Raw genomic sequence first — 12523 nt, 5'->3', positions numbered from 1 at the left:
CGGTCACTACGCTGGGAGCGAGCACGCCCGACCGCCGTGCCCATGTCGAGAGGACCTTGATGACCGAGCCGTCCCGATCCTGGCCCCGCCTGCTCGCGACGCTCCTGCGGGGGCACGATCTCGACGCGGACGACACCCGATGGGCCATGCGGCAGGTCATGGACGACGCGGCCGATCCCGCCCAGCTCGCCGGGTTCCTGGTCGCCCTGCGGGCCAAGGGTGAGAGCACCGCGGAACTCCGGGGCATGCTCGACGCCCTCATGGAACGGGTCGTACCCCTGCCCGTCGACGGCGCGGAGGTCGTCGACATCGTCGGCACCGGCGGCGACGGCGCCCACACCGTGAACGTGAGCACCATGGCGGCGATCGTCGTGGCCGCCGCCGGCGCCCCGGTCGTCAAGCACGGCGGCCGCTCGGCGTCCAGCAAGGCCGGTGCCGCCGACGTCCTGGAAGCCCTGGGCCTGCCGCTCGATCTCACGCCCGACGACATCGCCCGGTGCGTGCGCGACGTCGGCATCGGCTTCACCTTCGCCCCGCGCTTCCACCAGGGGCTGCGTTACGCCGGTCCGGTGCGCAAGGCGCTCGGCGTCCCCACCGCCGTCAACTATCTGGCGCCGCTGACCAACCCCGCCAGTCCCCGTGCCGCCCTGGTCGGCTGCTCCAACCCCGCCCTCGCCCCGGTCCTGGCGAACGTCCTCGCGGAACGGGGCGCGAGCGCCCTGGTCGTGTGCGGGCAGGACGGCCTCGACGAGATCACCACCGCCGCACCCACGAGCGTCTGGATCGCCGAGAGCGGCGGCGTCCGGCAGGAGACGCTGGACGCCGCCGACTTCGGACTGGCCCGCAGCGCGCAGGACGCGCTCCGGGGCGGTGACGCGACCTACAACGCCTCGGTCGTCCACCGGGTCCTGGCCGGTGAAGCGGGCGCCGCACGTGACGCCGTCCTCGCCAACGCGGCCGGTGCCCTCGCCGCTCATCGCGGCTTCGGCGGGGGCCTGCGTGACGCCTTCGCGACCTGCCTGGAGGACGCGCGCCGCGCCGTCGACAGCGGTGCCGCCGCCACCACCCTCGAGAGCTGGCTGAAGCTCGCGTCGTCCCTGGCCGGCCGGTAGCGCCGACGCCGCCGCCACTGGTCAAGCACTCTCATTGTCGGCCTCACCGACAGACGATGACGAATGGCCTGGGCCGGCGCCAACAGGTTCTTGCACTGACGGAGGCGAGCCAGTGGTTGATGGATCCGGAGTCGACCATGAGGTGAGTTTGCGCCGGGTTCGGCGGCCAGGGCGACATGGAGACGTCCTGAGCGTCGATCGCCGTGCCTGGCGAGTCGCCGATCACTGCTCGCGACGATTGGCGACAACGGCCGTCTGCCGAACTGCCAGAAATGCCGGCGTCAGCGGCGTACCCGGGCGGCGATGGTCTGCGCGCACGCCAGGGACTCCGTGTGCGTGGTGTCCACCACGAGGTCGTAGACCACGCCCTCGTGAACCACCTCCGCCTGCAACGCCGCCATCCCCCTGACACGGTCGCCCCGCGCGATCTCTCGCCCTGCGGCGACCGCGCTGTCGCACCTCACACCGACCCAGAGCACCTCCAGCCCGGCGAGGACTTTCTGCCAGCGTTGCTGGGATGCCGCTCCGCCGAGGAACACGTCGTCCACGATGACCCGAGCGCCCGCGATGGCCATCGCGGCGATCCCCGTCGTCCACGCCGCATCCAGCGTCATGAACGCCGGCCCGACATCGACCCGACCGTCCGATGCGAAAGTGATCCCCGCATCCGATGCCCGCATGGAGGCAGGCATCGCATCGACCATGGTGTCGACCGAGAGGGCGAGCCACGGATCCGGCAGGACCGCCTGCAGGCACCGGGAGATCCCCGACTTGCCCGAGCTGGAGCCGCCGTTGAGGACAATCACCTGTGTCGCCACCGCGCCACCCTAGAGGGCGGCCCTGCACGTCTCAAACGGTTTTCGCGTGGCACATCCGTGCCGTCCCCGACGCCAGGCCGGACCGGCAGAGCGGCTTCTCATGGCGCGGACTCGGCGTGCACCTGGTCGAAGAGCTGGGTCAGACGCCCGAGCCCCGCCGCGGTCCGCAGCACGTCCGAGTAGTCGCGCAGGTGGACGATACGGTCGTCGCGGGCGCGCAGGACGAGCACGAATCGAGAGGTGAAAGGCCGCCCGGTCGCATGGTTGACAGCGTCCATCTCACCCTCACAGATGATCACTTCGGCGTCGGCCGTCTCGTGAACGCACACCTCGCGGACTCCGGTCAGCGGTGGATCGGAGACCGATCCCCATGCCGCCCTGAAGCCGGCGCGGATCTCCTCGCGCCCGTCGTACCGCTGCGACGGGCCGCGATGCGGCGCCCAGAACACGAACTCATATATCGCCTCATCGGCGAACAGATCGGCCAGCACGTCGGGCGAGAAGTCCAGCATCGCCTGCTGGAAGCGGTCGAGCAGGTCGCGTGGAGTCGCGGGCATCCCGCCCCCTTCATCGGCGCAGTTCTGGCTCAACAAACGTAGACCGAAGGGCAACCATGGTCAACAAGCGTAGAGCAAGCGCATGGCCGAGGCATTCAGAAGCCCTGGGGTCCTCAGGCTTTCATCGGCCACCGCTGCTGCTGTCGGCAGAGGTGCCGGCACGAGCCTCAGCGATTCGAAACCACATGGGCCCGTTCCCAGGTGATCCCTGGTCACGGGCCTTCTTCCAGGTGGCTCCCGGGAACCGGGGCAGGTGAGCTCGCCAGAGGCCGGCTCCCTACGAGAAGCTCCTCTTCTTAACTTCCCGCCATCTCTCTGGCCTGCGCCGCGTCGGACCCTCCCTCATCCACGAGCGTGCAAGGCCACACAGTGCTGCCGGGCTTCGCCAGATAGGTTCCCAGGCTCCAGCCCACTCCCGGGGCGTTGCCAAGCCTGAACTCCAAGACCAAGGTCTCTCCAGGCTGCATGAACTTCGGTGAGATCATGAACTTGTCCCTGGTGATGGGACGGGTGACATCCCTGGAACGCCAGTGCTCCGGCCGGTTGAACTCCTCAAGCTGCTCTGCGGTCATGTTCTTGGGGTTGGGCGGGACATAGCCATAGTCCGCACCGATGAATCGTCCGGGCGCGCACTTCTTATCCCGCGGGGTGTAGGTGACATCGGCCCTGATGCCCTGGGCGTTCAGCTCAGCCTGGAGACCTTCGGGGTCCTGCAGCTCCTTGACCGTCACGATGAGTGTGCCGTCAGGGTTCTTCACCACCGCGTAGGCGGCCGCTCCTCCCCCCAGTGTCAGGGGAACCGCGACAGCGGCCGCCGTTATCCCCGCCACCGCGAGGATGCGTGCGCGGGTCATGATCCCTCGCGGCCAACGGACAGGTTCCTGCGTCGCTCGCGTAGCCATCTCGGCCTTGAGCTCCATGAGCAGCCTCTCCTCGAAGTTCATCGGAGTCCTTCCAAGACGGCGGGAGGCATTACGCCGGGAGCCTGGCGTAATGATTGACGGGCACGGTGTAACCGGACCCTGGCGGCCCCCTGTCTGATCCCGAGAGCCGCTGCCGCCTCTCCTACGGTGAGCTGGTCGATGGCCACCAACTCCAGGACGGCCCGCTCACTCTCGGGCAGCACAGCCATGGCAGCGAGCGCCCGTCGCGCAGGACTCTCCGCGTCCAGGCGCTCTTCAAGACGCGACAGATCGTCGGCGTCGAGCAGCCTGCGGCCACTGATCCGCTCAGTCAGCCGGAACTCACGCGCAGAGCGCTGCCGTTCAGCGGAGAGCATGTTGCGTGCGATGCCGTACAGCCAACCGACCTCACTGCCCAAACTGGGACGGTAGGTATGCGCCGAGTCGAGCACTGCCATGAAGACCTCTGCAACCAGATCGGCGACCGTGTGAGGATCATCGACCCGCCGGGCCATGAACCGCGTGACGGCTTCGACGTGCCTTCTGTAGAACGCTTCGAAAGCCACGGGATCGGTGGAGATCTTCACCGATCCCTTTCGGCTGAGGCGCACCGGCCAGCTCCCCTTCGTGGTCCTCCCGCGTTACACCCCTACTTGAAAGAAGCGGGACGAAGCGTTACATGGGGCCATCGCCGAAGCCTGGTACGCCGGCCGCTCTCTTCTCTGGCGCTACAGGTCATCCCGGCACGGGGCAGCGGTGCCGCCCCGGACTCCGAACGGACGAGGCCCGGACGCCGACGGTCGATGAGGCGCGCGCGCTCCTCTTCGTGCGGCCGAGAGGACTCGAACCCCTGATCGCCGCGGCGAGGCGCGGCGCGGGAGGACGTATGCGAGATGCTCCATAAGCTTGAGCGGTTACCGTGGGCGCTGTTAGCTTCACCCGGTGGACGACATGCCTGCACGGGCGGAGGCGATCGAGGACTTCGCGGCGGCACTGCGAGAACTTCGCAAATCGGTCGGCAACCCACCTTTCCGAGAAATGTCTGGCCGGTCGGGGGCGATCTCACACACGACGTTGCACGAAGCCACGAAGGGCAACCGGCTCCCGAGTTGGGAGACCACCGTCGAGTTCGTCAAGGCGTGCGGCGCAGACCCGGCCGCGTACCGCGAACGCTGGGAGAGGGCGAACTTAGCGGTCAGATCGGCCAGCGCCGGAGATCCTTCGAGCCGCGCGGGCACCTTGGGGGCCCGTCCGCCCGATGGATTCGAAGCCTCCGCCACGGACGTCGCGGAAGGTCGTACCGTGCACAGCACCACCGGGTCGCAAGCCCCACGGTGGGCTGGTGAGACCCCGGCATCTCTGCCCACGCCACAGCACGGCGAGTTCGCGGGCGACGTCCGGCCCGGCCCCTCCGCACCAGGGGGCCGAGGGCGATTCCGGCCGACCCGCCCGGCTGCGGCCGCGCTCGCAGTGACGGCCGCCGGCGTGGCGACAGTCCTCATCGCGGTCGCCGTCGATCGTGGTTCCGGGAGCGACGGGCACGGCTTGAACCCGTCCGGGAGCCCATCGAAGACCGGGCTGTCGGCAGCCGACTGCCCGGTGCGCGCCACCAACCCGCCGTGGAGCCCGCCCGCGCACGAGGGTGATTCTGCGAAGTTCATCGGGGACATCACGCTGCCCGACTGCACGCGCGTCGGCCCCCGCCAGACCGTGACCAAGGTATGGCGGCTCAAGAACGCCGGAACCGTGGCGTGGAAGGGATATTCGTTGCATCGCCTCGACCTCCCGCAGCAACCTGATCAATGCCAGACCGTCTCCGACGTACCGATCAAGGACACGCGACCCGGAGAGATGGTCGACATCCGGACCGCCATCACCACGCCAAGCAAGCCGGGCTTGTGCTACGTGCGGTTCAAGATGATGGACGGTTCGGGACGGGTCGCCTTCCCCGGCGGCCGGCCGCTCAACTTCCAGGTCATCGTCGGCTGACAGCGATTCCCCGCCGTGTGTCACACGGCGGGGAACCAGGAGCGGACGGTCTCCGCGGGTTCAGGATGTGAGAACGATCCCCTTGTAGTAGTACTTGAGGATTCTGGAGTAGCTCCAGCCCGCCTCGGCCTTGTCGCGAGAGCCGTTCTGCGACATCCAGTCGCCGGTGACCCAGTGGCGGCAGGCCGTCGTCGTGGAACAGTACTGCGCCTTGAAGATCTTCCCATTGCGCGTCATCCGGATGCCCCACGTCGCGTCCACCGCGGCGTTCGTCGCTGCCGTCGCGGAGCCCGGCTTGTACATCTGGCTGGACGTGTGGTCGGTGACGTCGTAGCACTGGCCGCTCGGCGTCTTGCTCGCCGACCTCAGCGCCCAGTACCAGCCGAAGTTCTTGACCGCGATCGCCCCGGCCCTGAGAGACTCCCTCGGCCAGTGCGACCGCCACTCGTTGGGCAGGACGTTCTTGATGTAGGTCTTGAACTCCACCCGGTCCACGCGATTGAGGGATTCCCGATAGACGAGGATCGTCGTGGGCAGTCTGCTGTCCGTGCCGTCGGTCTTGCACCCGGTCGGCGGCGCGGAGCTCAGGAACCGGTGGGAGGCGTTCTGGTTCTTGAGGCCGGGCTTGAGGTTGCCCCTGGCACCCGGTCCGAAGTCCTGGTAGACGCTGCCGCCGTAGTTGCTGTTGAAGTAGACCCGGACGGTCTTGCCGCTGCGGTTCCAGACCGAGGCGGCGGCATTCTTGACGCACTTGCCCTTGCCGGCGCCGGGTCCCTTGAAATCGAAGCAGGAGGGCTGCCGGGTGCCGTAGTCACCGACGGACCCGGTGAAGTCCGAGACCGATCCCTGGTTGTTGCTGTTGAAGTAGTAACAGAACTCGCCGGCCTCGCACACGCCGTTACGGGTGGCCGCCGAGGCGGGCGAAGCGGCGGCGAGCACCGCCCCGCCGACCACCAGCGCGGCGGCCGCCGCTGCGGGCCGCGAGATCAGCCGTGCAGTTCGTGGAGACACAGTTGCCTTCCTCTCCGTCAGGGGCCGCTCTGCGCTAGCGGACGTTGTAGCCCTGGGAGTTCCAGAACGAGTTCGGGTTCGGGTTGCTCAGATTCGGGTCGCCGACGCTCTTGGCGGCGAGCGTCTGCCGTCCAGGACGCATCTCGACGTGGGTGTGCGCGGCCTTCTTGGACGACACCCCGTGCCACGCCTCGTTCGCGATGATCTGGCCGCGCGAGATCTGCTGGCCCACACGCAGCGAGGACAGCGGAGCGGAGTGCAGGTAGATGATCGTCTTGTTCAGCGAGGCGTTGTAGACGGCGATCGTGGAGAGCCCGGAGCCGCCGTTGCGCCCGTACACGACGTTGATGATCTGACCGCTCACCAGGGCGTGGACAGTCGAACCCACGCTGCGCTTGATGTCGATGCCCTCATGCCGGCCGGAGGTGTGGACGTAACCGTCGAAACCGCAGCTGATGTAGCCGCCGCCGGTCTGGTACAGCGCGTACGTCATGTTGACGCGCGCTGATGACGACGGGCCGAACTGGTGGGAGGCGTTCTGGTTCTTGAGGCCGGGCTTGAGGTTGCCCCTGGCACCGGGCGCGAAGTCCTGATAGACGCTGCCGCCGTAGTTGCTGTTGAAGTAGACCCGGACGGTCTTGCCGCTGCGGTTCCAGACCGAGGCGGCGGCATTCTTGACGCACTTGCCCTTGCCGGCGCCGGGTCCCTTGAAATCGAAGCAGGAGGGCTGCCGGGTGCCGTAGTCGCCGACCGATCCGGTGAAGTCGGAGAGCGATCCCTGGTTGTTGCTGTTGAAGTAGTAACAGAACTCGCCGGCCTCGCACACGCCGTTGCGGGTGGCCGCCGAGGCGGGCGAAGCGGTGGCGAGCACCGCCCCGCCGAGCACCATCGCGGCGGCGGCAGTGGTGAGGATCTTGTTGAGCGTTCCCATGGTGTTCTCCTTCGTGTCTGTGCAGCCTGGGTTTCGGATGGTCACGTCAGCGGCGTTGGTACTCCTCCCAGGTGCGGATGGTCACCTTCGGGCCGTCGTCCGGGCCACGGCCGGCGAGCCCGTTCAGACCGAGGTAGTAGTCACCGATCTGATGCTGGGCCTGGCTGGAGAGGTCGGTGTCGTTGATGGCGGCGGCGTGGATGTGCCACGGCCAGTCGGCTTGGTCGGGGCTACGCACCCATGCCGCGAAGCCGACACGTCGCAACGCACGGACGGCGGCGACGCGGGTGGCGGAATTCATCCCCTTGACCGAGATGTCGACGACGCCGCCGCCGTCGTGGGTGCCCGCGGACGTGGGGTCGCCGCCGCGGTTGTACGACCCCTGCAACAGCACGAGGTCGCGGCCGAGCAGCCGCTTCGCCTCGACCAGCATGCTCCGCGTGCGGGTGTCGATGACGGCGCCGCCGGCGGACACCCGAGCACCCGGCCCGATGATGTGGGTGACCGTGAAACGGCCGGCTCCAAGCCGGGTGAGCGACGCCTTGCCCGGAAGGCCGTTGGCGGCGAGGCCGGTGAGGCCGAGCGACCTCTGGAACTTCGCGAAGGCGACGACCGTTGTGGTGCCGAAATAACCGTCCACCCACTTCGCGTCGAGCAGGTGCCGGTCGCGCAGCGCCTGCTCGACGAGGAGCACACTGGCCTTGGCGCCCGGGGTCAGCGTGTCGTCAGGCCGCCGCGGGTCGATCTGGGCCGCCTTGACAGTGGCTTCCATGTTCACGCTCGGAAGGGCGCCGGCGTCGGCTGCCTGTGCCGCCGACATCCCGGACGCTCCGGTCAAGCAAGCGAGCAGGGCGGCCGCCCCGAGGGCGGCGGCGCATGGCGGCAGCTTCATCGTTTCTCCTGGTGTCGAACGCCGGCAGGTGATTCCTGCGGCGGATCCACGGTTTCGGATCGCTCGCGCTGTCCACAACGAGATCGTGTTGTCAGCCTGTCCGACGGGCTTCCCGTACAGGCGTACGCGCCGCCTGACAGGCAATCCCACGGCGAGCGAGACGCACAGCCTGACGATCACCAAGAACGTCTACGGGCACCTGCTGGAGGGCGAAAAGCGAGCGGCGACGGAGGCCATTTCGAGCGCTCTACTGGGCCGGCCGAAACGGGTGGCCCCGAGGTGGCTTCCACAAACGCGGAAGAGACCGCGTGAAGCCCGAAAACACTAAGGCCCGTCACCAGGTTTTCCCTGGTCACGGGCCTTCCAGGAGGTGCGCGTTGCGTGTCCGCCCAGCGCCCTCACTGCCCGAAAGAGAACCTGAGCAGGGCATTGATCAGGAAGTTGAGCCGGTGACGCAGACGGCCGACGACAGACTGTTCCGGAGCTTCTGTAGGTGTCAGCAGCGTCCAGCGCAGTGAGCACCCGCCATCCGCGGTCGGCCGGATGTCGAACCGGATCTCGTCATCGGGCCTTTCCGGCCACAACGACGACCAGACCACGAGTTCCGGCTCCACCGCCCGGAGAATGCGCGGCTCGACTTCATCGGGGTGCAGGTCCAGCCATTGCCTCCCGCCAGGTCGCCGAGGCTCGGTCAGACTCTGCCACACGATGTGGGGCGGCGGCGGCTGCCTGCGCTCTCGCGAACCCAACTCGATCATTTCCGCAGTCTAGAAGGCGGCCGTCGCGCGGTCGTCGGTCCACCAGTTCGGAAGATCTCGGTACGCGACCCTCCGACCTGCTGAGCTCCGGTGCCAGGAACTATTGTCGCGGGCATGGTCGAAAACGATGCCCTCAGTGCCACCCGCGAGGCTTACGACGCTGCCGCCTCCACCTACGCGCAGCTGTTCCGCGACTCGCTGCGTGACAGCCCCCTGGACCGCGCGATCTTGGGTCTCTTCGCCGAGGTCGTAAGTGCGAGTGGGGACGGTCAGGTCGCGGACCTGGGGTGTGGGCCTGGCTACGTCACCGCTTATCTAGACGAGCTGGGGCTGGCGGCGTTTGGGGTTGACGCCTCTCCTGCGATGATCGAGTTGGCTCGACAGGCCTATCCGGGCCTGCGGTTCGACGTGGGCTCGATGACCGCGTTGAACATCGCTGACGGCGTGCTGGGCGGCGTACTCTCACGTTGGTCCATCATTCACACTCCGCCGCAGGACCTCCCCGTCGTCCTGGCGGAGTTCCATCGTGTGCTGGCACCCGGCGGCCACCTTCTGGTCGGCTTTTCGGCAAGCGACGATCCGTCTCACCCGACGCAGGTCTTCGATCACGCAGTCGCGCCGGCCTATCGGTGGTGGCCTGATCACCTCGCCGCGATGCTGCGCAAGTCCGGGTTGCCCGAGGTGGCCCGGATGGTTCGCGAGCCCCAGCCCACCGACCGACGGCAGTTCCATGAGATTCAACTGCTCGCCCGCAAAGCCTAGGCAGGGGCTGTCCGGCCGAACGCATGACCGCATCCGACCTGCCGCACGGGGAGCCGTCCGACTCCAGGCATCGGCTCATGATCAGGGCTCACCACCCGTTCAAGCTCTGATTCGGTCGAACGGGGGGACTTCGAGGAACACGCTCGATGACTTGGGCTCCTGGTGGGCATCGAGCTGGGCGATCTTCTCCTCTGCCCCAGCGAGGCTGACCCGTAGCCCTTCGACCTCGGCGAGCCAGGCATCGCGTTCGGCGGGACCCCGCTCCACGTCGACCTAAACACTAGGGCCCGTCACCAGGTTTTCCCTGGTCACGGGCCTTCTAGGAAGTGCGCGGCCGAGAGGACTCGAACCCTTGACCTTCTGATCCATAGCAAGATCGGTGATGTCCACCGGCGTCCACAGTCGACACGAGCACCTGTTCAGAAGGGGTGTCCGGGCTCAGCGATTCCACACTTGTCCACGGTCGTTCAGGGCTGTCGTTGGCAACGCCGTTAGCAAGCTCACTCGTCGGGATACTCCTCAGAGCGAGGAGGACGGACATGGGGAAGGTCCTGCCGACGACTCGCACCGAACTCAGCGAAGTTCCGCCGCCCCTGCGTAAGGCTCAACTCGTAGTTCGGGCCTCCGTGCGTTTCGTCGGCGTCATGGTCGTCCTGTCCATCGTCTTCCCAGAAACAGACTGGACAGATCTCGTACCCGCCTCGCACGTTGAGAGTGAGGAAACGGCAGCAAGGGCATGGATACGGCTTATCTCTCTTGGGGCAGGGAACGCTCACGAACTCCACCCGGACACCGTAATGGCACGGGCCGAGCCGTAAGGTTGCAACCATGCTCGAGTCGCAACGCGAACGTGTGCCACTCAACGACGGCGGCGAGCTGGACACGGCACTGGCGTTTCTGTCGTTCGCCCGGTCCTGTGTGCTGAAAAAGGTCGGCGGCTTGGACGAGGAGCAGTTGCGGCGGCGTCTGGTTGTGTCGGACACGACGCTGCTGGGGCTGGTTCAGCACCTGGCCGACGCCGAGCGGTACTGGTTCGGGTACACGCTGGCCGGTGATCCGCGGTACGCCGATGTCGACTTCGGCATGCTCGTCGCGCCGGACCGGTGCGCGGACCAGGTCATCGCCGACTACCGGGCGGCTATTGCCGAGAGCGACGCGCACATCCGTGCGGCGGACGGCCTCGACGTACGCACCTCACACCCAGTGGCCGACGAGCCCCTTACGCTTCGCTGGGTGCTCGCCCATATGACCAGCGAAACAGTCCGGCACGCCGGGCACGCCGACATCCTGCGGGAACTCATCGACGGCGTGACCGGCCGTTGATCTCGCCGGTCCTGGAGGTCCTCATGCGTGACCTGCTCTGCCGGTAGATGTGTCAGTGCGCTTTTGGATGTCGTCCAGAGCGGTGGTCGTTGAGTGCTTTGGCATAAAGCTGCCGGAGGCCGTCAGCCTTGGCGCTTTTCCTTCTCTTACGAATTCGGCTGCACGGGCACCACGGGCCGAGCAACATGGAAGGCGAAACGTATAGGAGGTCGGATGGCAGACGCCAGCGGATGGTTCGCGCTCGCTGGAGCGCTCGGAGGCGAGACCGTCACTGGGTGATCGGCTTCGCGCCTGCGGGACTCGCTCACCTGCGGCAGCCGCAAGAAGATCGGACTCATCCGACCCAGTTCGTGATCGTGCACTGAGGTGCGACTACGGAGTGAGGGCGGCGCTGCGCTCGGGCTCATGTGGAGCGGATTCGATCCGGACGCCGGTACTCTCCGCGTCACCCATGCCGTGACGCGAATCAAGAACCAGCCCCTGCTGCCTCCCCCTTCTCACTCTTGAGGGAACTACCCCATCACGCTTTCCAAGTCTGCGGACCGTCGTTCACCGCAGGTCGTCGGGGTCTCCAGCTATGGCGTCGGCTCTCATGCTGACCTCGGCGAACGCCTCCGTACGGGGTGAACTGAGACTGGAAACGAGACTGCAAGAGCCGGGGTCGTGCTGCTCGCTCCGCAGCCGGGCTAGACGTCGTCGTCCGGGCGTAGGGCGTGCAGGACCGCAGAAGTATCCAGGTAGAACGGGTGTATCTCGGTGATGCGATCATTCTTGATCGTCATCAGCTGCATCACCGAGGTCTCCAAGGCCCGGCCGGTGGCGCGGGCGCGCAGGATGCCGCGGTTCCAGACCACGACACTGCCGCCGTCGACCACATACTTCTGCTCCAGGAACTCCAGGGACTGCCATGCCTCGCTCATGGCGGCCATGAAGTGCTCGATGCCGCTCGGTCCGCGCCAGGTGCCCCCGTAGGGCAGGGAGTCCGCCTGGTACATCACGACCTCTGGGTCCAGGCACTCGGCAAGCTCGCCGAAGTCGGCCTTGCCGAGGCCCCCTGCGGCGATATAGGCAACTTCCGCCCGGTAGAACCTCTCCAGCACTGCCAGTGAGCTCCTGCCCTCGTCGCCCCCCGAAGCCGGACCGTCATTCGTCGTTGCTTCTGCCATCATGCGCTCATCATGTCCGCCCCGGACAGATGCACCCGGCGGAAATCGGACGATTGAGGACTGGACATGGCGAAGGGGCCGACTTGGATGGGGTCGGCGCCCCTTCGCGTTCACTGCCTCAACCAGGCGCGGAGGATTAGTGCCTTGTCGGCCATGACGAGATCGCCATGCGCCGGATTGCCGAGATCTTGCGGCCTTCCCCGCGGGAAGGCATTGGGAAGGATCAGCCGGATGCCGCCGGTCATGGCCGGACACCCGCCGCTGATCGCGGGCACGAAAAAGCCCAGCTCCCCGGTTGGTGA

The 12523-nt window shown here is 67.1% G+C and carries 15 protein-coding genes; 4 read left to right on the top strand and 11 right to left on the bottom strand.

What is annotated here, in order from left to right:
- Nucleotides 1-59 precede the first annotated feature (59 nt).
- Entirely contained in the window at nt 60-1112 is a 1053-nt protein-coding gene (trpD, locus tag QSK36_RS11945) for an anthranilate phosphoribosyltransferase (protein ID WP_285782433.1), read from the top strand.
- Between the two features lie 281 nt (nt 1113-1393).
- On the opposite strand, the gene cpt is transcribed toward trpD, so the two are convergent.
- The 4 genes from cpt to QSK36_RS11925 all read right to left on the bottom strand — a co-directional run bounded on the left by cpt (nt 1394) and on the right by QSK36_RS11925 (nt 3976).
- A complete protein-coding gene (cpt, locus tag QSK36_RS11940) occupies nt 1394-1930 on the bottom strand; it encodes a chloramphenicol phosphotransferase CPT (RefSeq protein WP_285782432.1) in 537 nt (178 codons plus the stop codon).
- 98 nt (nt 1931-2028) lie between these two features.
- Entirely contained in the window at nt 2029-2487 is a 459-nt protein-coding gene (locus QSK36_RS11935) for a nuclear transport factor 2 family protein (protein ID WP_285782431.1), read from the bottom strand.
- Between the two features lie 296 nt (nt 2488-2783).
- A complete protein-coding gene (locus QSK36_RS11930; protein ID WP_285782430.1) occupies nt 2784-3431 on the bottom strand; it encodes a hypothetical protein in 648 nt (215 codons plus the stop codon).
- Nucleotides 3428-3976, bottom strand: a complete 549-nt coding sequence (locus tag QSK36_RS11925) for an RNA polymerase sigma factor (protein WP_285782429.1) — start codon at nt 3974-3976, stop codon at nt 3428-3430. Before QSK36_RS11925 ends, QSK36_RS11930 begins: the two co-directional genes overlap by 4 nt.
- A 364-nt stretch (nt 3977-4340) precedes the next feature.
- Here QSK36_RS11925 and QSK36_RS11920 point away from each other — a divergent pair, with 364 nt between their 5' ends.
- A complete protein-coding gene (locus QSK36_RS11920; protein WP_285782725.1) occupies nt 4341-5378 on the top strand; it encodes an NBR1-Ig-like domain-containing protein in 1038 nt (345 codons plus the stop codon).
- Nucleotides 5379-5438: 60 nt separating this feature from the next.
- Here QSK36_RS11920 and QSK36_RS11915 read toward each other — a convergent pair whose 3' ends face one another.
- The 4 genes from QSK36_RS11915 to QSK36_RS11900 form a co-directional block, all read right to left on the bottom strand.
- The gene (locus QSK36_RS11915) at nt 5439-6389 is read right to left on the bottom strand and encodes a peptidase inhibitor family I36 protein (RefSeq protein ID WP_285782428.1); all 951 of its coding nucleotides are present in this window, start codon (nt 6387-6389) and stop codon (nt 5439-5441) included.
- A 34-nt stretch (nt 6390-6423) separates the two neighbouring features.
- Nucleotides 6424-7320 (bottom strand): peptidase inhibitor family I36 protein, encoded by an 897-nt coding sequence (locus tag QSK36_RS11910; RefSeq protein ID WP_183537841.1) that lies wholly within the window; start codon nt 7318-7320, stop codon nt 6424-6426.
- A 46-nt stretch (nt 7321-7366) separates the two neighbouring features.
- Nucleotides 7367-8212, bottom strand: a complete 846-nt coding sequence (locus QSK36_RS11905) for a peptidoglycan-binding domain-containing protein (RefSeq protein ID WP_285782427.1) — start codon at nt 8210-8212, stop codon at nt 7367-7369.
- Nucleotides 8213-8610: 398 nt separating this feature from the next.
- On the bottom strand, nt 8611-8970 hold the full coding sequence (locus tag QSK36_RS11900) for an SRPBCC family protein (RefSeq protein WP_285782426.1): 360 nt from the start codon (nt 8968-8970) through the stop codon (nt 8611-8613).
- A gap of 114 nt (nt 8971-9084) precedes the next feature.
- Here QSK36_RS11900 and QSK36_RS11895 point away from each other — a divergent pair, with 114 nt between their 5' ends.
- Nucleotides 9085-9732 carry a class I SAM-dependent methyltransferase gene (locus QSK36_RS11895; protein ID WP_183537844.1) on the top strand — a complete coding sequence of 216 codons (648 nt, stop codon included), beginning with the start codon at nt 9085-9087 and terminating at the stop codon, nt 9730-9732.
- 500 nt (nt 9733-10232) lie between these two features.
- Here the strand turns inward: QSK36_RS11895 and QSK36_RS43455 are convergent, their stop codons facing one another.
- The gene (locus QSK36_RS43455; protein ID WP_352240124.1) at nt 10233-10562 is read right to left on the bottom strand and encodes a CPCC family cysteine-rich protein; all 330 of its coding nucleotides are present in this window, start codon (nt 10560-10562) and stop codon (nt 10233-10235) included.
- Here QSK36_RS43455 and QSK36_RS11890 point away from each other — a divergent pair.
- Complete coding sequence (locus QSK36_RS11890; protein WP_285782425.1) at nt 10561-11055, top strand: DinB family protein; 495 nt, start codon at nt 10561-10563, stop codon at nt 11053-11055. The two genes, QSK36_RS43455 and QSK36_RS11890, sit on opposite strands and share 2 nt — an antisense overlap.
- 686 nt (nt 11056-11741) lie before the next feature.
- On the opposite strand, the gene QSK36_RS11885 is transcribed toward QSK36_RS11890, so the two are convergent.
- Together QSK36_RS11885 and QSK36_RS11880 are read right to left on the bottom strand one after the other, a co-directional pair.
- Nucleotides 11742-12224, bottom strand: coding sequence for a nuclear transport factor 2 family protein (locus QSK36_RS11885; protein WP_225898216.1), 483 nt, complete (start codon nt 12222-12224; stop codon nt 11742-11744).
- A 107-nt stretch (nt 12225-12331) separates the two neighbouring features.
- Nucleotides 12332-12496: a hypothetical protein gene (locus QSK36_RS11880; protein ID WP_183537847.1), complete on the bottom strand. Its 165-nt coding sequence runs from the start codon at nt 12494-12496 to the stop codon at nt 12332-12334.
- Nucleotides 12497-12523: the final 27 nt, after the last annotated feature.

This window comes from Microbispora sp. NBRC 16548, from assembly GCF_030268985.1.
GTDB classification, from domain to species: domain Bacteria; phylum Actinomycetota; class Actinomycetes; order Streptosporangiales; family Streptosporangiaceae; genus Microbispora; species Microbispora catharanthi.
Note: the sequence above shows the minus strand (reverse complement) of the source record. Positions and strands in the feature narration are given on the sequence as shown.

Coding starts and splice junctions, on each gene's coding strand:
- trpD (WP_285782433.1), top strand. CDS start 60: ATGACCGAGCCGTCCCGATCCTGGCCCCGCCTGCTCGCGACGCTCCTG.
- QSK36_RS11935 (WP_285782431.1), bottom strand. CDS start 2,487: ATGCCCGCGACTCCACGCGACCTGCTCGACCGCTTCCAGCAGGCGATG.
- QSK36_RS11930 (WP_285782430.1), bottom strand. CDS start 3,431: ATGAACTTCGAGGAGAGGCTGCTCATGGAGCTCAAGGCCGAGATGGCT.
- QSK36_RS11920 (WP_285782725.1), top strand. CDS start 4,341: ATGCCTGCACGGGCGGAGGCGATCGAGGACTTCGCGGCGGCACTGCGA.
- QSK36_RS11910 (WP_183537841.1), bottom strand. CDS start 7,320: ATGGGAACGCTCAACAAGATCCTCACCACTGCCGCCGCCGCGATGGTG.
- QSK36_RS11905 (WP_285782427.1), bottom strand. CDS start 8,212: ATGAAGCTGCCGCCATGCGCCGCCGCCCTCGGGGCGGCCGCCCTGCTC.
- QSK36_RS11900 (WP_285782426.1), bottom strand. CDS start 8,970: ATGATCGAGTTGGGTTCGCGAGAGCGCAGGCAGCCGCCGCCGCCCCAC.
- QSK36_RS11895 (WP_183537844.1), top strand. CDS start 9,085: ATGGTCGAAAACGATGCCCTCAGTGCCACCCGCGAGGCTTACGACGCT.
- QSK36_RS11890 (WP_285782425.1), top strand. CDS start 10,561: ATGCTCGAGTCGCAACGCGAACGTGTGCCACTCAACGACGGCGGCGAG.
- QSK36_RS43455 (WP_352240124.1), bottom strand. CDS start 10,562: ATGGTTGCAACCTTACGGCTCGGCCCGTGCCATTACGGTGTCCGGGTG.
- QSK36_RS11885 (WP_225898216.1), bottom strand. CDS start 12,224: ATGATGGCAGAAGCAACGACGAATGACGGTCCGGCTTCGGGGGGCGAC.